The sequence below is a fragment of the Mycobacterium sp. genome (genome assembly GCF_052144515.1).
Lineage (GTDB): Bacteria > Actinomycetota > Actinomycetes > Mycobacteriales > Mycobacteriaceae > Mycobacterium.
The window spans coordinates 1-18283 of record NZ_JBKQQD010000222.1; the positions used below are offsets into that span (position 1 = coordinate 1).

17 protein-coding genes and 1 pseudogene are annotated in these 18283 nt (G+C 67.6%); 12 read left to right on the forward strand and 6 right to left on the reverse strand.

Features of this window, described 5'->3' with window-relative positions; translation table 11 throughout:
* Window positions 1-179 precede the first annotated feature (179 nt).
* Window positions 180-653, reverse strand: a complete 474-nt coding sequence (locus ACLP9N_RS15525; RefSeq protein WP_442408256.1) for a DUF3499 domain-containing protein — start codon at window positions 651-653, stop codon at window positions 180-182.
* A 173-nt stretch (window positions 654-826) separates the two neighbouring features.
* On the opposite strand from ACLP9N_RS15525, the gene ACLP9N_RS15530 reads away from it, so the two are divergent.
* Window positions 827-1249 (forward strand): metallopeptidase family protein, encoded by a 423-nt coding sequence (locus tag ACLP9N_RS15530; RefSeq protein ID WP_442408257.1) that lies wholly within the window; start codon window positions 827-829, stop codon window positions 1247-1249.
* 29 nt (window positions 1250-1278) lie between these two features.
* Here the strand turns inward: ACLP9N_RS15530 and ACLP9N_RS15535 are convergent, their stop codons facing one another.
* Window positions 1279-1641 (reverse strand): WhiB family transcriptional regulator, encoded by a 363-nt coding sequence (locus tag ACLP9N_RS15535; RefSeq protein ID WP_442408270.1) that lies wholly within the window; start codon window positions 1639-1641, stop codon window positions 1279-1281.
* Window positions 1642-1954: 313 nt separating this feature from the next.
* On the opposite strand from ACLP9N_RS15535, the gene cofD reads away from it, so the two are divergent.
* Genes cofD through ACLP9N_RS15555 form a run of 4 tightly spaced genes read left to right on the forward strand, consistent with a single transcriptional unit; the run spans window position 1955 to window position 6448 of the window.
* Complete coding sequence (gene cofD / locus ACLP9N_RS15540; RefSeq protein ID WP_442408271.1) at window positions 1955-2968, forward strand: 2-phospho-L-lactate transferase; 1014 nt, start codon at window positions 1955-1957, stop codon at window positions 2966-2968.
* On the forward strand, window positions 2965-4314 hold the full coding sequence (locus ACLP9N_RS15545) for a coenzyme F420-0:L-glutamate ligase (RefSeq protein WP_442408258.1): 1350 nt from the start codon (window positions 2965-2967) through the stop codon (window positions 4312-4314). Before cofD ends, ACLP9N_RS15545 begins: the two co-directional genes overlap by 4 nt.
* On the forward strand, window positions 4311-5915 hold the full coding sequence (locus ACLP9N_RS15550; protein ID WP_442408259.1) for an Eco57I restriction-modification methylase domain-containing protein: 1605 nt from the start codon (window positions 4311-4313) through the stop codon (window positions 5913-5915). The genes ACLP9N_RS15545 and ACLP9N_RS15550 overlap by 4 nt, the downstream gene beginning before the upstream one ends.
* Window positions 5912-6448 (forward strand): NUDIX hydrolase, encoded by a 537-nt coding sequence (locus tag ACLP9N_RS15555; RefSeq protein WP_442408260.1) that lies wholly within the window; start codon window positions 5912-5914, stop codon window positions 6446-6448. Before ACLP9N_RS15550 ends, ACLP9N_RS15555 begins: the two co-directional genes overlap by 4 nt.
* 29 nt (window positions 6449-6477) lie before the next feature.
* Here ACLP9N_RS15555 and ACLP9N_RS15560 read toward each other — a convergent pair whose 3' ends face one another.
* From ACLP9N_RS15560 to rfbD, 3 genes are read right to left on the reverse strand one after another with little or no spacing between them, the layout of a single operon-like run.
* Entirely contained in the window at window positions 6478-7557 is a 1080-nt protein-coding gene (locus tag ACLP9N_RS15560; protein ID WP_442408261.1) for a sugar phosphate nucleotidyltransferase, read from the reverse strand.
* A gap of 1 nt (window position 7558) precedes the next feature.
* A complete protein-coding gene (locus tag ACLP9N_RS15565) occupies window positions 7559-8452 on the reverse strand; it encodes a glycosyltransferase family 2 protein (RefSeq protein WP_442408262.1) in 894 nt (297 codons plus the stop codon).
* Window positions 8449-9321, reverse strand: a complete 873-nt coding sequence (rfbD, locus tag ACLP9N_RS15570) for a dTDP-4-dehydrorhamnose reductase (RefSeq protein WP_442408263.1) — start codon at window positions 9319-9321, stop codon at window positions 8449-8451. The genes ACLP9N_RS15565 and rfbD overlap by 4 nt, the downstream gene beginning before the upstream one ends.
* Before the next feature lie 88 nt (window positions 9322-9409).
* On the opposite strand from rfbD, the gene ACLP9N_RS15575 reads away from it, so the two are divergent.
* Complete coding sequence (locus ACLP9N_RS15575; protein WP_442408264.1) at window positions 9410-10882, forward strand: LCP family protein; 1473 nt, start codon at window positions 9410-9412, stop codon at window positions 10880-10882.
* Window positions 10870-11619: a TIGR03089 family protein gene (locus tag ACLP9N_RS15580; protein WP_442408265.1), complete on the forward strand. Its 750-nt coding sequence runs from the start codon at window positions 10870-10872 to the stop codon at window positions 11617-11619. Before ACLP9N_RS15575 ends, ACLP9N_RS15580 begins: the two co-directional genes overlap by 13 nt.
* On the opposite strand, the gene ACLP9N_RS15585 is transcribed toward ACLP9N_RS15580, so the two are convergent.
* Complete coding sequence (locus tag ACLP9N_RS15585; protein ID WP_442408266.1) at window positions 11616-13127, reverse strand: HNH endonuclease signature motif containing protein; 1512 nt, start codon at window positions 13125-13127, stop codon at window positions 11616-11618. The two genes, ACLP9N_RS15580 and ACLP9N_RS15585, sit on opposite strands and share 4 nt — an antisense overlap.
* 123 nt (window positions 13128-13250) lie before the next feature.
* On the opposite strand from ACLP9N_RS15585, the gene ACLP9N_RS15590 reads away from it, so the two are divergent.
* The 5 genes and pseudogenes from ACLP9N_RS15590 to ACLP9N_RS15610 form a co-directional block, all read left to right on the forward strand.
* On the forward strand, window positions 13251-13532 hold the full coding sequence (locus ACLP9N_RS15590; RefSeq protein ID WP_442408267.1) for a DUF1490 family protein: 282 nt from the start codon (window positions 13251-13253) through the stop codon (window positions 13530-13532).
* Between the two features lie 69 nt (window positions 13533-13601).
* The gene (gene ctpC, locus ACLP9N_RS15595; protein WP_442408272.1) at window positions 13602-15710 is read left to right on the forward strand and encodes a manganese-exporting P-type ATPase CtpC; all 2109 of its coding nucleotides are present in this window, start codon (window positions 13602-13604) and stop codon (window positions 15708-15710) included.
* Window positions 15711-15810: 100 nt separating this feature from the next.
* Window positions 15811-15997 (forward strand): annotated as a pseudogene (locus tag ACLP9N_RS15600) (transposase); the annotation flags it as partial.
* Window positions 15998-16316: 319 nt separating this feature from the next.
* On the forward strand, window positions 16317-16982 hold the full coding sequence (locus ACLP9N_RS15605; protein WP_442408268.1) for a hypothetical protein: 666 nt from the start codon (window positions 16317-16319) through the stop codon (window positions 16980-16982).
* Between the two features lie 554 nt (window positions 16983-17536).
* Window positions 17537-18283, forward strand: a 747-nt coding sequence (locus ACLP9N_RS15610) for a hypothetical protein (RefSeq protein WP_442408269.1), incomplete at its 3' end; no start/stop codon positions are given.

The following is an 18283-nucleotide window of genomic DNA, read 5'->3' on the forward strand; positions in this document are numbered from 1 at the left end:
GGCTGCGATCCCCCCTCGCCCCGATGGTGGCGACCCGCTTCGCCCGGCTGCGCCGCCTCGCGATCCCCACCAGCCCCGATGGTGGCGACCCGCTTCGCCCGGCTGCGCCGCCTCGCGATCCCCACCAGCCCCGATGGTGGCGACCCGCTTCGCCCGGCTGCGCCGCCTCGCGATCGCCACTAGTCGGCAGGATCGGGCAAAACCCGCAAATGCCCACGCCGCCGTCCGGAACGCTGCTCAGGCGGCGCGAGTACCCCGCCGCTCGGCGCGGTGGCATGTGCTCCCGCATGGTGCACGTGGCCGTTGGAAACAGGGGAATAGGGGCCGAGGGGGTCGGAAAAGCCGTGCACGCCGGGGCCGGGTGCGCCCGCATGCGCGACCCGATCGGCGCCCTCGCGCACCGCGTCGGCCAGGGCGACCAGTTCGTCGTCCTCGTCGGGGTGGGTGGGCAGCGGCCCGGCGTGGCGCACGAGGTCCCACCCGCGCGGTGCGGTGATGCGGCCGGCATGGCCGACGCACAGATCCCACGAGTGGGGTTCGCGCGCGGTGGCCAGCGGTCCTACCACTGCCGTGGAGTCCGAATAGACGAACGTCAACGTCGCTACGGCATAGTGCGGACACCCGGGCCGGCAGCAGCGACGGGGAACGTTCACGAACGAAAGGCTATCGTGGACAAACGCCGAGCAAGCGCCGGACACGCGCATCGGTTCGAGGCACGATGTTCAACCGTTACCATCGGCCCGTGGGCGATTCGCGCAGCTCCCCTCGGCATGGAGGATCGGCCGGCCGGTCGGCCTCCCACCGAGCCGCCCGACGGGGCCGCGATATGCGCGGTCCGCTGCTGCCGCCGACAGTGCCGGGCTGGCGCAGCCGGGCCGAGCGGTTCGACATGGCGGTGCTGGAGGCCTACGAGCCAATCGAGCGGCGCTGGCGGGAACGGGTGGCCGAACTCGACGTCGCGGTCGATGAGATCCCCCGCATCGCCGCGAAGGACCCCGATTTGGTGCAGTGGCCCCCCGAGGTCGTCGCGGACGGCCCGATCGCGCTCGCCCGCTTGATTCCCGCCGGCGTCGACGTCCGCGGCAATGCCACACGAGCGCGAATTGTCTTGTTCCGCAAGCCAATCGAGCGACGGGCGAAAGACACCATCGAACTCGGCGAATTGCTGCACGAGATCCTGGTGGCTCAGGTGGCGATCTATCTGGACGTCGAGCCGCCGGTCATCGACCCGACGATCGACGACGACTGACCCGCTGACGGCCGGCGAGTCAGCCCGGATCAGATAATGCCGCGTTTGAGGCGGCGGCGCTCGCGCTCGGAAAGACCGCCCCAGATGCCGAACCGCTCGTCGTGCGCCAGGGCGTACTCGAGGCACTCGCTACGTACCTCGCAACCTAGGCAGATCTTCTTGGCCTCCCGGGTGGAACCACCCTTCTCGGGAAAGAAGGCCTCGGGATCCGTTTGCGCGCAGAGCGCACGGTCCTGCCACTGGTCTGCGGCCGGCAGCTCCTCGGCTTCGAATGCGACCGGCGCGGGCTCGAATGCGGCCGGCGCCTCGGTGACCAAACTCAAATACGGTCGGGCACTTAAGGTTTGAGCCGCCGGGGCCGCGCCGATAGTGGTGTGCGGTGTGCCGCCCATTACGCCACGAAGGTGCTCATAGGACATGCTTGTCCGCCTCCTCACCTATAATTGGAAGTTAATGTGGTTCCCGCTGTTCTGATGTACAGACAATTCGAACAAGTGATCGAATCTCGGTCTGCGACACCGGAACCGGCCGGCCAACCGGGAAATGACACTGATGTGATTAGACACGGGTTGACCAGCCCGGTCAAGCACTACGGCGCATTTCCATACCATCTCGTGATCAAATTTCGGCGTTTCTGTTGTGTGGCCCTTCCGGCGTGTCGGAGTGCAACTACTCACAAACTCGTCGCGGGTACTGTCGTCCGATGTGAAGGTCACCGTTCTGGTCGGCGGAGTCGGCGGCGCCCGCTTCCTGTTGGGAGTGCAGCAGCTGCTGAATCTGGGTCAGTTTGCGGCGCACCGAAACCTCGGCGCTCCACGCGCCGATCACCAGCTGACCGCCGTCGTCAACATCGGCGACGACGCCTGGATCCACGGGCTGCGGGTCTGCCCGGATCTGGACACCTGCATGTACACGCTGGGCGGCGGCGTCGACCCGCAGCGGGGCTGGGGCCACCGCGACGAAACCTGGCACGCCATGGCCGAACTCGCGCGCTACGGCGTGCAGCCTGACTGGTTCGAACTCGGCGACCGTGATCTGGCCACGCATCTGGTGCGCACCCAGATGCTGCACGCCGGCTACCCGCTGTCGCAGATCACCACCGCGCTGTGCGACCGCTGGCAGCCCGGCGCACGGTTACTGCCCGCCAGCGACGACCGCTGCGAGACCCACGCGGTGATCACCGATCCGGCCGACGACAGCCGGCGGGCGATCCACTTCCAGGAGTGGTGGGTGCGCTACCGCGCCCAGTTGGAAACGCACAGCTTCGCTTTTGTCGGAGCCGAAAAAGCTAACGCCACAACCGAAGCGGTAGAGGCCATCACCGACGCGGACATCGTCATGCTGGCACCGTCCAATCCGGTGGTGAGTGTCGGCGCGGTGCTGGCCGTGCCCGGCATTCGCGCTGCGCTGCGCGCGGCCGCCGGCCCGGTCGTCGGCTACTCGCCGATCATCGGCGGAAAGCCGTTGCGCGGTATGGCCGATAAATGCCTTTCAGTGATCGGCGTGGAGTCCACCGCCGAGGCGGTGGGCCGCCACTATGGGTCGAGACGCGGCACCGGGATACTCGACTGCTGGCTGGTGAACGAGGGGGACTTGGCTGACTTCAAAGCCGACATCGACGGGGTCGCGGTGCGGTCGATACCGCTGTTGATGAGCAACCCGAAGGCGACCGCCGAGATGGTCCGCGCGGGACTGGAGCTTGCGGGCGTGGCGGCGTGATCGAGCATGGTGCCGCCTCGACGATCGAAATCCTGCCCGTGGCGGGGCTTCCCGAATTCCGGCCCGGCGACGACCTGAGTGCTGCCGTCGCCGCTGCGGCGCCGTGGTTGCGCGACGGCGACGTCGTGGTCGTCACCAGCAAGGTGGTGTCCAAATGCGAGGGCCGGCTGGTGCCGGCGCCCGAAGATGCCGAGGCCCGAGACGAGCTGCGGCGCAAGCTGGTCGACGACGAGGCGGTGCGCGTGCTGGCGCGCAAGGGGCGGACCCTGATCACCGAGAACCGGCTCGGGCTGATTCAGGCCGCCGCCGGTGTGGACGGGTCCAACGTCGGCCGGGCCGAACTCGCGCTGTTGCCAGTCGATCCCGACGCCAGTGCCGCTGCCCTGCGGACCGGACTGCGTGACCGGCTGGGCGTCACGGTCGCCGTGGTGATCACCGACACGATGGGCCGCGCCTGGCGCAACGGCCAGACCGACGCCGCCGTGGGTTCCGCAGGGCTGGCCGTGCTGCACGGCTACGCGGGTGCCGTCGACCAACACGGCAACGAGTTGGTGGTCACCGAGATCGCGGTGGCCGACGAGGTGGCCGCGGCGGCCGATCTGGTCAAGGGCAAATTGACCGCGATGCCGGTGGCCGTCGTGCGCGGGCTGTCCGTCACCGACGACGGTTCGACGGCGCGACAACTGCTGCGCCCCGGCGAAGAAGACCTGTTCTGGCTCGGCACCGCCGAAGCCCTCGATGAGGGCCGCCGGCAGGCCCAGCTGTTGCGGAGGTCGGTGCGCCGCTTCGCCGACCAGCCGGTGCCGCCCGACCTGGTCGAGGCCGCGGTGGCTGAGGCGCTCACGGCCCCGGCCCCGCATCACACCCGGCCGGTGCGCTTCGTCTGGCTGCAGACCCCGGCCACCCGGACCCGACTGCTGGACCGCATGAAAGACAAGTGGCGCCACGACCTCAGCGGCGACGGCAGGCCGGCCGACTCGGTAGAGCGGCGCTTGGCCCGTGGCCAGATCCTCTACGACGCACCGGAAGTCGTCATCCCATTCCTGGTCCCCGATGGCGCGCACGCCTACCCCGACGCCGCCCGCACCGACGCTGAGCACACCATGTTCACCGTCGCGGTCGGGGCGGCCGTGCAGGCGCTGCTGGTCGCATTGGCGGTGCGCGGGGTGGGCAGCTGCTGGATCGGCTCCACGATCTTCGCCGCCGACCTGGTCCGCACCGAGCTGGAGCTGCCGGCCGACTGGGAGCCGTTGGGCGCCATCGCGATCGGCTACGCCTCTGAAGCGGCTGGGGCCGTTGGGTTGCGTGACCCGGTCGCGGTCACCGACCTGCTGATCCGCAAATGACAGCGTTCGCGGGCAAGACGGCCGCGTCGCCCGACAAGGTCCGCGGCGGCTACTACACCCCCGCCGCGGTGGCCCGATTCCTCGCCGGTTGGGTTCGCGCGGCGGGGCCGAAGATCCTGGAGCCGTCCTGCGGCGACGGCGCGATCCTACGTGAGCTGGCCGCGCTCAGCGGCCGGGCCCGCGGTGTCGAGCTCGTCGCACCCGAGGCGGCCAAGGCGCGCGCCTACGCGCCCGTCGACACCGAGAATCTGTTCACCTGGCTGCGCGACAGCGAAATAGGCAGTTGGGACGCGGTGGCGGGCAACCCGCCCTACATCCGCTTCGGCAACTGGACATCCGAGCAACGCGAGCCGGCCCTGGAGTTGATGCGGCGCAGCGGCCTTCGGCCCACCCGGTTGACCAACGCCTGGGTCCCCTTCGTCGTCGCGAGCACCAGCCTGACGCGCGACGGCGGACGGGTGGGCCTGGTGCTGCCCGCCGAGTTGCTCCAGGTCACCTACGCGGCCCAGTTGCGCGAGTTTCTGCTGAGCCGGTTCGCCGAGATCACCCTGGTGACGTTCGAGCGGTTGGTGTTCGACGGCGTCCTGCAGGAAGTCATGTTGTTCTGTGGTGTCGTCGGCGCAAATGGCGCTAATGGCGCCGGCCCGGCCCGGATACGCACGGTGCACCTCGACGATGCCGACGCCCTGGCCGGCGCCGACTTCGACGTCGAGCGCATTCCTTTAAGACCCGCGCTGCTGCACGAATCGGAGAAGTGGACAAAGTACTTCCTGCAGCCGGATCAGATCCAGCTGCTGCGAACGCTCAGGCGGTCCGACACCATGACCTCACTCGGGCGGGTGACCGACGTGGATGTGGGCATCGTGACCGGCCGCAACAGCTTCTTCACCTTAACCGACGCCCAAGCCCAAGCGTTGGGACTGACCCGACACTGCGTCCCGCTCGTCTCGCGCAGCACGCAGTTGTCCGGTCTCGTCTACGACAGTGACTGCCGCGCAACCGATATCGCCGCGGGCCAGCGGACCTGGCTGCTCGACGCACCGCACAACCCGACCGATCCGGCCCTTCTCGCGCATATCGATGCGGGTGAGGCGGCCGGGGTCCACACAGGCTACAAGTGTTCGATCCGCACGCCGTGGTGGAGCACACCGTCATTGTGGTTTCCCGATCTGTTCATGCTGCGCCAGATCCACCGGGCCCCGCGCCTGACCGTGAACGCCGCGGCGGCGACGAGTACCGACACCGTCCATCGGGTCAGGGTCAAGCCCGATGTCGATCCGGGCGCGCTTGCCGCGGTGTTCCACAACAGCGCGACATTCGCCTTCGCCGAGATCATGGGCCGCAGCTACGGCGGAGGCATCCTCGAGCTGGAGCCGGGCGAAGCCGAGCAGTTGCCCATTCCCCCGCCGGATTACGCGGGCGCCGACCTCGCCGTCGACGTCGATCTGTTACTGAAGGCCAACGAGATCGACAAGGCTCTCGACCTGGTGGACCGCCACGTTCTGGTCGATGGGCTCGGCTGGTCGCCGGACGTCGTGGCGCAGTGCCGGTCGGCGTGGGTCGCGCTGCGCGAACGCCGGACGAAGCGGGGATCGCGGTGAGCGTTCGAGAGTCGGCGATCGCGGTCCTCACCGAATGGCAAGCGCCCGACGCGGCCCAAGATTCGTTGCGGCATGCGGTGCTGGCTTTTGTGCAGGGTCGCGACGACGCCTGCCTCCGCGAGTGCGTACCGGGCCACGTCACCGCTTCGGCGCTGGTGCTTGACGACAGCGGCACTCGGGTGCTGCTCACCCTGCACCCGCGGCTGGGTCGCTGGGTACAGCTGGGCGGGCACTGCGAGGATGACGACGACATCGTGGCCGCGGCTCTGCGCGAGGCAGTCGAGGAGTCCGGTGTCGCCGACCTGCGCATCGCGCCCGAACTGGTCGCGATCCATGTTCACCCGGTGACGTGCTCGCTGGGCGTGCCGACCCGCCATCTCGATATGCAGTTCGTCGCGCACGCGCCGGCCGGTGCGCAGATCGAGGTCAGCGACGAGTCGGACGACTTGCGGTGGTGGCCGGCCGACGCATTACCGCGCGGAACCGATCACGCGCTGGCATACCTGGTCGCTCGAGCAACGCGACGAACGTGACGCCAGCGTGTCCCCCGCAAGCGGGCGACTCAGACGTCGGACGAGTAGCGGATCCCGCCGTCGGGAATAGCGACGCCCGGCCACACCCGGGCGCCGCGCAGTAGCTCGCAGCGCGCGCCGATGTCGGCCCCGTCGCCAATCACGCCGTCGCGGATGAGCGCCCGCGGGCCGATGCGGACACCGAAGCCGATGATCGAGCGTTCGACCACGCTGCCGGCTTCGACCTTGACGCCGTCGAAAATCACCGCGCCGTCGAGCCGCACGCCCGGGCCGATCTCAGCGCCCCGCCCGACGGCCGTGCCGCCGATCAGCACCGCGCCGGGAGATACCGCCGCGCCGTCGTGCACCCACTGCTCGCCACGGTGGCCCTGCAGGGCCGGCGATGGCGCGATCCCGCGCACCAGATCGGCCGATCCCCGAACGAAGTCTTCGGGCGTGCCCATGTCGCGCCAGTACGTGGCATCAACGTAGCCGCAGACCTTGACGTCGGGGTCGGACAGCAGCGCCGGGAACACCTCGCGTTCCACCGAAACCTGGCGATCCCGGGGAATCCGGTCGAGGATGGCGCGCTTGAAGACATAGCAGCCCGCGTTGATCTGGTCAGTAGGCGGATCCTGCGTCTTTTCGAGAAAGGCGACGACGCGGCCCTTTTCGTCGGTGGGCACACAGCCGAACGCCCGCGGGTCACCCACTCGCACCAGGTGCAGTGTCACGTCGGCGTGGTTGGTATGGTGAAATTCCAGCAGCTCGCCCAGGTCGACGCCGGAAAGCACGTCTCCGTTGAACACCATCACGGTGTCGTGCTGCAGCTGGCCGGCGACGTTGGCGATGCCACCGCCGGTGCCCAGGGGACTGGCCTCGGTCACGTAGTCGATCTGCAGGCCCAGCTTGGACCCTTCGCCGAACTCCGCCTCGAACACCGCGGCCTCATATGACGTGCTCAGGACTACGTGCTCGATGCCCGCCGCGGCGATCCGGGACAGCAGATGGGTGAGAAAAGGCAGCCCCGCGGTGGGCAGCATGGGCTTGGGCGCCGAGAGCGTCAGCGGCCGCAGCCGGGTGCCCTTGCCACCGACCAGCACCACCGCATCGACGTCAGAGGTTGCCACTTCAGCGCCGCCCTTCTCCCTTGAGCGATCTGCGGCGCGAGCTGCGCACCATCAGGTGAGACCGCAGGGCCAACGATCCCCGCAGCGTCCAGCGCAACGGGGCCCGCGACCAGCCAGGATGCCGATCGGCGAGGAAGAGATAGGTGCTTTTGTGATGGGCGGCCAGGTGGCTTGCCGGGTCGCGCCCGGTGGAATGGCCCAAGTGATGCAGAACCTCCGACGACGGCACATAGATGCTGAGCCAGCCGGCCTTGCTGAGCCGGTCACCGAGGTCGACGTCTTCCATATACATGAAGTAGCGCTCGTCGAATCCGCCGACCTGGCTGAAAGCTGACCGGCGGACCAGCAGGCACGAGCCCGACAACCAGCCGACCGGCCGTTCACTGGGCTCGAGCCGCTCCTGGCGGTAGGCCGTCGTCCACGGGTTGCGCCGCCAGAACGGTCCCAGCACCGCATGCATGCCGCCGCGGATCAGGCTCGGCAGGTGACGCGCCGACGGATAGACCGACCCTTCGGGGTCCCGGATCAGCGGGCCCAGCGCGCCTGCCCGGGGCCAGCGGGCGGCGGCGTCGAGCAGGGCGTCGATGCTGCCGGGGCCCCATTGCACGTCGGGGTTGGCCACCATCACCCAGTCATCGTCGGCGCCCTCTTCGGCAGAGAGCGCCGCGATCGCGCGATTCACCGCGGTTCCGTACCCGAGGTTGGCCCCGGTCTCGAAGAGCCGGACATTGGGGTAGCGCTCGACCGCGGCCTGCGGCGTCCCGTCGGTGGAGCCGTTGTCGGCCAACACCACGCTCACCGGACGCTCGGTGGCGTGCGACAACGAGGCCAGGAAGCGCTCGAGGTGCGGGCCCGGAGAGTAGGTCACCGCCACGACCGGCAGCACGTCAGTCACGCGTCGAGAGTAACGGCAGCCAGCGCCGCGACAAGCGCACTGCGCCAGGGTCTTAGCGGCGTCAGGCCGTGTTCGGCGGACTCCCGGCCTGCCAGCGCCGAGTAGACCGGCCGGGCCGCGGGCCGCGGGAATTGTGCGGTACTGACCGGTCGCACCCGCTGTGGGTCGGCGCCGCATTCTTCGAATACCGCCCGAGCCTGCTCGAACCGGGAGGTCGCACCCTCGTTGGCGGCGTGCAGGATAGGCCCTGACACACCCCCGCCGGCCACCTGCAGCAGGGCGGCGGCCAGATCGGCAACGTAGGTGGGCGAACCGGACTGGTCGTCGACCACGTCCACGGGGCCGTCGCCGGCGGCCAGCCGGCGCATGACGGCGACGAAGTCTTTGCCGGTCCCGCCGGTGTAGACCCAGGCGGTCCGTACCACGATGGCCTGCGGCAGCGCTTCCAGCACGGCCACTTCACCGGCGAGCTTGGTGCGGCCGTATACGCCCAGCGGCGCGGTTTCATCGCTGGGCTCGTAGGGCCTCGGGCCCTCCGCACCGAAGTCTCCGCTGAACACGTAGTCGGTGGAGACGTGGATCAGCTGGGCGCCGGCGCGCGCGCAGGCACGCGCGATGTGTTGCGGGCCCGTGGCGTTGACGGCACGGGCGGTCGTCTCGTCGCTTTCGGCGGCGTCGACGTTGGTGTAGGCCGCGCAGTTGATCACGACATCGCCCTTTTGCACGATCCGCTCGGCGGCTTTGGGGTCGGTGATGTCCCATTGCGCCGAGGTCAGGGCCAGCACGTCATAGTCCCGACGAGCGGCCTGCGCCGCCAGTACGCTTCCGAGCTGCCCACCTGCGCCAGCGATCACGATCCTGCCCGACATGGTTCGAGTCTGGCATGCCCCCGGCGCGCCCCGGGCACGCCGGGGTTGGCTACCCGGCAAGCCGGTGTGTCGCAAGTAACCTAGTGTGATGCCTGTGCAACGTGTGGTTCGTGCGCTCGTCACGACGCTGGCAGTTGCGATCGTTCTGATCACCGGGGTGGCGTGGAGTAACGTCCGGGCATTCGAGGACGGCATCTTCCACATGTCCGCGCCCTCGCTGGGCAAGGGCGGCGACGACGGCGCGATCGACATTCTGCTGGTCGGCCTGGACAGCCGCACCGATGCCCACGGCAACCCGTTGTCGCCCCAAGAGCTGGCGACATTGCGGGCCTTCGACGACGACCCGTCGACCAACACCGACACCATCATCCTGGTCCGGATACCGAACAACGGGAAGTCGGCCACCGCGATCTCGATTCCGCGCGATTCCTATGTCCAGGCCCCGAATTTGGGCAAGACCAAGATCAACGGCGTCTACGGCCAAACCAGGGAGGCGAAGCGGGCCAGCCTTGTGCGAGCCGGTGCTTCGGCCGCCGAGGCCGAAGCGTCCGGCACCGAGGCCGGTCGCGAGGCACTGATCAAGACGGTCGCCGACCTGACCGGCGTCACCGTCGACCACTATGCGGAGATCGGGCTGCTCGGTTTCGCGTTGATCACCGACGCGCTCGGCGGTGTCGAGGTCTGTCTCAAAGAGCCTGTGTTCGAACCCCTTTCGGGTGCCGACTTTCCGGCCGGCCGGCAAAAGCTCAACGGCCCGCAGGCGCTCAGTTTCGTCCGCCAGCGCCACGAGCTGCCGCGCGGCGACCTGGACCGGGTGGTGCGTCAGCAGGCGGTGATGGCCTCGCTGGCCCACCGGGTCATCTCCGGCCGGACACTGTCCAGTCCGTCCACGCTGAGCCGGTTGGAGCAGGCCGTACAACGCTCGATGGTGATCTCCTCCGGCTGGGACGTAATGGATTTCCTGCAGCAGCTGCAAAAGCTCGCCGGCGGAAAAGTTGCCTTCGCCACCATTCCGGTGCTCGACGGTGCCGGCTGGAGCGACGACGGCACGCAAAGCGTGGTCCGGGTGGACCCGCACCAGGTGCAGGACTGGGTCGCCGGCCTGCTCAACGACCAGTCTCAGGGCAAGACGGAGGAATTGGCCTACACACCGGCCAAGACCAGCGCCGACGTGGTCAACGACACCGACATCAACGGACTGGCCGCGGCCGTGTCAGACGTGCTGAGCTCCAAGGGATTTAGCACGGGAACCGTCGGCAACAACGACGGCAGCCACGTGAAGAGCAGCCAGGTGCGGGCCGCGAAGCCCGACGACCTGGGCGCGCAGCAAGTGTCCAAGGAACTCGGTGGATTGCCGGTCGTCGCCGATACGTCGATACCGCAGGGATCGGTCCGGGTGGTGCTGGCCAACGACTACACCGGTCCGGGCTCCGGGCTTTCGGGCGGCGGCCTGACCGGTCAAGTGACGCCGGCGCGTGCGTCCAATCCCGGTTCTCCCGACGCACCTCCGCCCTCACCGGTCCTCACCGCCGGCTCCGACAAGCCCGAGTGCATCAACTGACCGCGCCGACAACGCTGAGCGGGGCGATTCTGGACCCAATGCTGCGCACCGACCCGGTCGGCCCGCGCATCACCTACTACGACGATGCCACCGGCGAGCGCATCGAATTGTCCGCGGTAACCCTGGCCAACTGGGCCGCCAAAACCGGCAACCTGTTGCGCGACGAGCTCGGCGCCGGCCCGGCCAGCCGGATCGCAATCCTGCTTCCGGCTCATTGGCAGACGGCGGCGGTCTTGTTCGGGGTGTGGTGGATCGGCGCCGAGGCGGTGCTCGTTGACACCGAGGGGGCCCCGGCCCAAAGCGCAGCCGACATCGCGCTGTGCACCGCCGAAGGGCTGGACGAGGCCGACACGGTTGTGTCCGGCGGCGAGGTGGCGGTGCTTTCGCTGGACCCGTTCGGCCGGCCGGCACCCGACCTGCCGATCGGCGTCACCGACTACGCGACCGCGGTGCGGGTGCACGGCGATCAGATAGTTCCCGAACGTGTTCCCGGGCCGGCGCTGGCCGGGCGATCGGTGAACGAAATCCTGGCCGCATGCGAAACATCATCGGCGACAAGGGGTTTGACGTCAAAAGATCGGGTGCTGTCTAGCGCCTCGTGGTCCGGGGCCAGCGAATTGGTGGACGGGCTGCTGGCGATCATGGCCGTCGGTGCGTCGCTGGTGCAGGTGGCCAATCCCGATCCGGCCGCTTTGCAGCGCCGGATCGAGACCGAGAAGGTCACCCGAGTCCTCTAAAAGGGTGATGGGTCGTCGTCGGGTGGGGCGAGTCCGGCGTGCTCGGCCTGGCGGGCCATGCGGGCTTGGTGGTTGGCTCGGCGTTCGGTGGCCACGCGGTAGGCGCGGTCTTGAGTGCGGGTGCGGCGCCGTTTGGGCATCATGGCGCTGCGCTCGGCGCAGTAATCCGGCGGTGGGTCGGCTTCCGGTGCCGGCATCCCGCCGACGGCGCGGCACAGGCTGGGGAATAGCAGCGCGCTGCCCGGGGTGGTGACATAGGTGTGCCCCGCCGGGGAGGTCAGGATCAGCGTGCCGTCGGAAAGTTGCTTCTCACGCCAGCCCCAAAAAGTCTTCACCAAATGATGGGTACGGCAGTAGCACTTGGTGTTGGCTGCGTGCGTGGGGCCGCCCTTGTCGTAGGGGATCGTATGGTCGACATCGCAATTGACCGCGGGGACGTCGCAGCCGGGCCACCGGCACGTCAGGTCGCGGGCGCGCACGAAATCCGCCAGCGCCTTCGACGGGGTGTAGCCCGGCTCCGGTGGGGCGTCGCCCGGGTGGACCAGCGGGACCAGTTTGGCCGACTTCGCGAGTTCGGCGACGAGTTCGGGAGTGATGAGCCCGTCGGCACTGATCTCGGAGGCGGGTGCTGTTCCGGTCCCGTTGAGGGTGTCCTGCTCGGCGATGACGTGGATGGTCACCGGCGACGGCGCGGGCCGCTTCCCCGCTGCGCAATCAGCTCGCCCGCAGCGACAGCCCAGCCGGTGGGCTCCCGCGGCCAACGCCCCCAGGGCATCGGCGCGGCGCTCTTCCTTGGTGCGGGAGTCGTGCTCACACACCGTGGCCGCCAAGGCATTCAAGCGTTTATCCAGGGCGTGGGCGTCGACGGTGAACAAGCTGCCACTGATCTGGGAGATCCCGTCGGCGTCGGACCCGATCCAGATCTCCCGATCAACTTGGCGTTCCTTGCGGCGGCGCACCGCGTCGGCGTCCACGCGGGCCACAATTGCGTCGATTTTGCCCGACAGCCGGCCCCGCGTCAGCGAAGGCCAGCGCACCACATTGACCGCCACCAGCTCATCCACCCGGGCCAACACGTCGGGTTCGACAATCAGATCGGTGCGAAACACGATCGTATTAAAGGCTTGGTAATCGATGTCCCCCGCGATAAACACCTCGGCCGTCTTGGGCAGCCGTTCGCGCATCGCGCGGGCAGACCGCAACCGGTCGGCGGCCAACCCCTGGCTGATCCGCAAGCCCGCAGCCACCTCAGCAGCGACGGCTTCCATGGTGTCGACGGCCCAGTCCTCGGTCTCCGAACACTGCGCAAGCCGGTAGCCGAACAACTGCCCGATCGCCACCAACTGCGCGGCCACTGCCTGGTTCTCGATCCGTACCGCCGTGCCGATCTGTTCCATCCAGCCCGTCGACTCCGTCGTCGGGGTCCGCAGCCGCCAGCGCTCGAACATCTCCTCCAGCCCGGCGATCGCCTCCGGCGACAGCGCCCGACCCGTCTCAGATTCGAACATACATTCGACTGTACCAGGGCTCGCCGACAAGCAGCGGCGGTCGCCCCGATCCATATTGATATCGCTATATTTCGATGTTAACGTCGGGACAACGCAGACAGACCAGCACGGAAGGTTAGGGCAATGGCGGTGTACGGGCTGTTGGCTAAAGCTGCAGGGGCGGTGGTCACGGGATTGGTCGGAGTGACCGCCTACGAGCTGGCACGCAAAGCCCTGGATAAGGCGCCGCTGCACGAGACCGCCGTATCGGCGGCCGAGCTGGGGCTGCGCGGAACCCGCAAGGCCGAGGAGGCGGCGGAGTCGGCGAGGCTCAAGATCGCCGACGTGATGGCCGAAGCCCGCGAGCGTATCGGCGAGGAGGCACCCGCGCCGGCCGTCGGTGACGTGCACGAGCACGACCACTGACCACCTGACGTGACCCTCGCCCTGACCAAAGACCCTGCCTCAGCGGTGGTTTCGGATGCGGCCGGGCGCATGCGGGTTCAGGTCGCATGGGTCCGCTGCAACTCCCGGCGCGCCGTCGCGGTCGAAGAGGCAGTCGCCAAGTGCAACGGCGTACGGGTGGTGCACGCCTACCCGCGCACCGGGTCCGTCGTCGTCTGGTACTCGCCGAAACGTTGCGAGCGCGCCGCGGTGCTGGCGGCGATCGATTGCGCCGCAGACGTCGCCGCGGACCTGATACCCGCCCGCGCGCCGCATTCCTCCGAGATCCGCAACACCGACGTCCTTCGCATGGTCATCGGCGGCGCCGCTCTGGCCCTGCTCGGTGTGCGCCGATACGTGTTCGCGCGGCCGCCGCTGCTCGGTCCCAGCGGCCGGGTGGTGGCCAGCGGCGTGACCATCTTCACCGGGTATCCGTTCCTGCGTGGCGCGCTGCGCTCGCTTCGCTCCGGCCGGGCCGGCACCGATGCGCTGGTCTCCGCGGCGACCGTGGCCAGCCTCATCCTGCGCGAGAACGTGGTCGCGCTGACCGTGCTCTGGTTGCTCAACATCGGTGAGTACCTGCAGGATCTGACCCTGCGGCGCACCCGGCGGGCCATCTCGGAGCTGCTGCGCGGCAGCCAGGACACGGCCTGGGTTCGCCTGACCGAGGGCCCCGACGCCGGCACCGAGGTCCAGGTGCCGATCGACACCTTGCAGATCGGCGACGAGGTGGTGGTGCACGACCACGTCGCGATCCCGGCCGACGGCGAAGTGGTCGACGGCGAGGCCATCGTCAACCAATCCGCGATCACCGGGGAAAACCTACCGGTCAGCGTCGGCGTCGGGTCACACGTGCACGCCGGTTCGGTCGTGGTGCGCGGGCGCCTGGTGGTGCGCGCCGAGGCCGTCGGCAACCAAACCACCATCGGCCGCATCATCGCCAGAGTCGAAGAGGCGCAAAACGATCGGGCACCCATCCAGACGGTTGGCGAGAACTTCTCCGGCCGCTTCGTTCCGACCTCGTTCATCGTGTCGGCCATCACCTTGGCGATCACCGGCGATGTCCGCCGCGCGATGACCATGCTGCTGATCGCGTGCCCCTGCGCGGTGGGACTGGCCACCCCGACCGCGATCAGCGCCGCCATCGGCAACGGCGCCCGCCGCGGCATCCTGATCAAGGGCGGATCCCACCTGGAACAGGCGGGCCGGGTCGACGCGATCGTGTTCGACAAGACCGGGACGTTGACAGTCGGGCGGCCGGTGGTCACGAATATTGTTGCCATGCATAAGGATTGGCAGCCCGAGCAGGTGCTTGCCTATGCGGCCAGCTCGGAGATCCACTCCCGTCACCCGCTCGCTGAAGCGGTGATCCGCTCGACCGAGGAACGCCACATCAGCATTCCGCCGCACGAGGAGTGTGAGGTGCTGGTGGGCCTGGGCATGCGCACCTGGGCCGACGGGCGGACCCTGCTGCTGGGCAGCCCGTCGTTGCTGCGCGCCGAAAAGGTGAAGGTGCCGAAGAAGGCGTCGGAGTGGGTCGCCAAGCTGCGCGGCGAGGCCGAGACCCCGCTGCTGCTCGCCGTGGACGGCACCCTGGTGGGGCTGATCAGCCTTCGCGACGAAGTGCGGCCCGAGGCCGCCGCGGTGCTGACGAAGTTGCGGGCCAACGGCATTCGCCGGATCGTCATGCTTACCGGGGATCATCCGGACATCGCCGAGGTCGTGGCCGGCGAACTGGGGATCGACGAGTGGCGCGCCGAGGTGATGCCGGAGGACAAGCTCGAAGTGGTGCGCAATCTGCAGAGCGAGGGCTACGTCGTCGGCATGGTCGGCGACGGCATCAACGACGCCCCGGCGCTGGCGGCCGCCGACATCGGAATTGCCATGGGGCTGGCCGGAACCGACGTCGCGGTCGAGACCGCCGACGTGGCACTGGCCAACGACGACCTGCACCGCCTGCTCGACGTGCGCGATCTGGGCGCGCGCGCGGTCGACGTGATCCGGGAGAACTACGGCATGTCCATCGCCGTCAACGCGGCGGGGTTACTGATCGGGGCCGGCGGCGTGTTGTCACCGGTGCTGGCCGCGATCCTGCACAACGCATCCTCGGTGGCGGTGGTGGCCAACAGTTCTCGGCTGATCCGCTACCGTCTGGACTAAGGCGCGACGGGATGTCGCAAGTCAACGCGCAGTGTCGTGCGGGTGCACCGCCCCGGGATGCGAGCGGCCGACACCGGGTCCGATTGCCAATACCACATCCAAGATGCGCACCGGTTCGTTCTTCCCGGCGCTCTTGGAGCGCCGCCGACGGGTTGCTCGGCGCCTGTTCGCGGTGCTCATGGAGGCCTACCATGGCACCTCGACCCGGGGGCCGACGACCTGGCCAAAGCACCGGGCGCCGATAGCGGCATTTCTAAAGCGAGGTGTCGCGGATTCGGGCCGATCTGGCCCGTGTTGTGGGTTTGGTGAGCAATGCCGCAATGAGTAGTGCTGTGCACCCCGGGGACTGTGGATCGTTACCACGTGTGATCTCACAATCGAGCCATAGGGTCTACCCAGCTGTACCTAACGGCGAGGCACAACGATGACTGATGAAAACAACCAAACACTCAGGTGCCATCCGCTCAACGCAGCCGACGCGTGTCGGCGACCCCGGCGTATGCCGCACGATCGCCCCATCCCAAAGCCCTTGGCTTGGCTCATGTTGGCAGAAGGAGAGCAGTCATGTTAACGATACGGGATCACGACGTTGAGGATTATGTTGCGTTGCGCGACATGGACGCCACGGACGTGGGTACGCTGAGCGAGGACGACCGCGCCTGTCTTGACGAGTTAGGCGACTATCTGGTCTCCACCGATGCATTTCGACGCTTCGCAATCTGGTTGCTGCACAAGCATTTTCAACCTGATGCAGGAGAGGTCTTTGTGGAAAGCGTGATCGCCGCGCCGCGCGGAACCAAAACCACACCGGTAAAGCGGTGCTTCGCGCAGGGTCTGAACGTGACCTCGATGCGTTTTGACGCCGACACCAGCTCGGGTGTCGGCGTGATCGGCATGGAGTTCGCCGACCCGACCGACTTCGGCTCCACCTCCTCGGTGAGCCCCGATGGCGAGGCCGTTTTGACCGGCATCGCCGAACGGCTGCGGGCCTGCCGCAAAACCGAGCGATTCGGAGTGCGGCTGATCCGCAATCCGCTTGGCCTCAAAGAAAACGAAGTCCTCCTTGAAACCTGCGACCTCGCACACCGGACTCTGCACTGCAGCGTCGATGAGCGTGACCGCGTCCGCTCCGGGGGCACTATCGAAACCAGTTGGCAATGGGAACCAAGCCTGAGCAAGACCGGATGCAAGGTGAGGCGGTACTGCGCGTACCAGTGTCAAATGGATAGCGGGAATAACCACTATCCCGTGGGCCACTGGTCAACAGACTAACTTACTTCTGGCATCGTTAAGTTATCTTGAGATACGTCGAGTATCTCGATTTCCAATGGTTGGGTGCCGGGGTCGGGGGCCAGCTGTGAATGGGCCGATCTGCGGGATGGTCCAGGGCCCCCGCGGCGGTCCCGCGATTTCACCGACTCGGCGATACGTCTGCTGAAATAACTTATCCCGCAACACGGGCCGGCCACCGCGGTGATCGTTGTGTCCATCGCTGGAATAGCCATCTCGGCGGTTGGCCCGCGAATCCGGCTGCCGCACTGCTGATCTGGCTCCAAGCAGGGCCGGCGAACTTGTTCGCGGACGCGTCGGAGAAGCCGGTCGAAGCATGGCGGGCCCGTGCCGGCCGCTGCTATCCATCGGATCTGCGGTTCGCGCCGCGGCCGAGCGTCATCACCGCAACAGGCACGGTTATCGCGGACAATTTCCTCGCGTGGTCTCACAATCGAGCCATAGCATCTACCCAGCTGTACCTAACAATGAAGCACAACGATGACTGATGAAACAACCGAACAACTCGAGTGCCATCCGCTCGACGCAGCCGACGCGTGGCGGCGACCCCGGCGTATGCACGATCGCCCCATCCCAAAGCTCTTGGCCTGGCTCATGTTGTTAGAAGGAGAGCAGTCATGTTAACGACACGGGATCACGACGTTGAGGATTATGTTGCATTGCGCGACATGGACGCCACCGACGTGGGTATGTTGAGCAAGGACGACCGAGCCTGTCTTGACGAGTTGGGCCACTATCTGGTCTCCACCGATGCATTTCGGCGTTTCGCAATCTGGTTGCTGCACAAGCATTTTGAGCCACACACCGGAGAGCTCTTTGTGGAAAGCGTGATCACCGCGCCGCGCGGAACCAAAACCACACCGGTAAAGCATTGCTTCGCGCCGGGTTTGAACGCGACCTCGATGCGGTTTGACCCCGCCGTCACCTCGGGTGTCGGCGTGATCGGCATGGAGTTCGCCGACCCGGCCGACTTCGGCTCCACCCCGTCGGTGAGCCCCGATGACGAGCCCGTATTGGCCGGCCTCGCCGAACGGCTACGAGCCCACCACAAAACCGAGCGATTCGGCCTACGGCTGATTCGCAATCCGCTTGGCCTTAACGAAAATGAAGTGCTCGTTGAAACCTGCGACATCGCCCACCGGACCCTGCACTGCAGCGTCGGTGTGCGTGACAGCATCCGCTCCGGGGGCACTATCGAAACCAGTTGGCAATGGGAACCAAGCCTGAGCAAGACCGGACCCAAAGTGAAGCAGTTCTGCACGGCTCTGTGTCAATCAGACGGC

Excerpts from the sequence above, each read along its gene's own strand:
- ACLP9N_RS15575 (WP_442408264.1), top strand. The coding sequence starts at position 9,410 with ATGCCTGTGCAACGTGTGGTTCGTGCGCTCGTCACGACGCTGGCAGTT.
- ACLP9N_RS15550 (WP_442408259.1), top strand. The coding sequence starts at position 4,311 with ATGACAGCGTTCGCGGGCAAGACGGCCGCGTCGCCCGACAAGGTCCGC.
- rfbD (WP_442408263.1), bottom strand. The coding sequence starts at position 9,321 with ATGTCGGGCAGGATCGTGATCGCTGGCGCAGGTGGGCAGCTCGGAAGC.
- ACLP9N_RS15535 (WP_442408270.1), bottom strand. The coding sequence starts at position 1,641 with ATGGGCGGCACACCGCACACCACTATCGGCGCGGCCCCGGCGGCTCAA.
- ACLP9N_RS15590 (WP_442408267.1), top strand. The coding sequence starts at position 13,251 with ATGGCGGTGTACGGGCTGTTGGCTAAAGCTGCAGGGGCGGTGGTCACG.
- ACLP9N_RS15530 (WP_442408257.1), top strand. The coding sequence starts at position 827 with ATGCGCGGTCCGCTGCTGCCGCCGACAGTGCCGGGCTGGCGCAGCCGG.
- ACLP9N_RS15585 (WP_442408266.1), bottom strand. The coding sequence starts at position 13,127 with ATGTTCGAATCTGAGACGGGTCGGGCGCTGTCGCCGGAGGCGATCGCC.
- ctpC (WP_442408272.1), top strand. The coding sequence starts at position 13,602 with ATGCGGGTTCAGGTCGCATGGGTCCGCTGCAACTCCCGGCGCGCCGTC.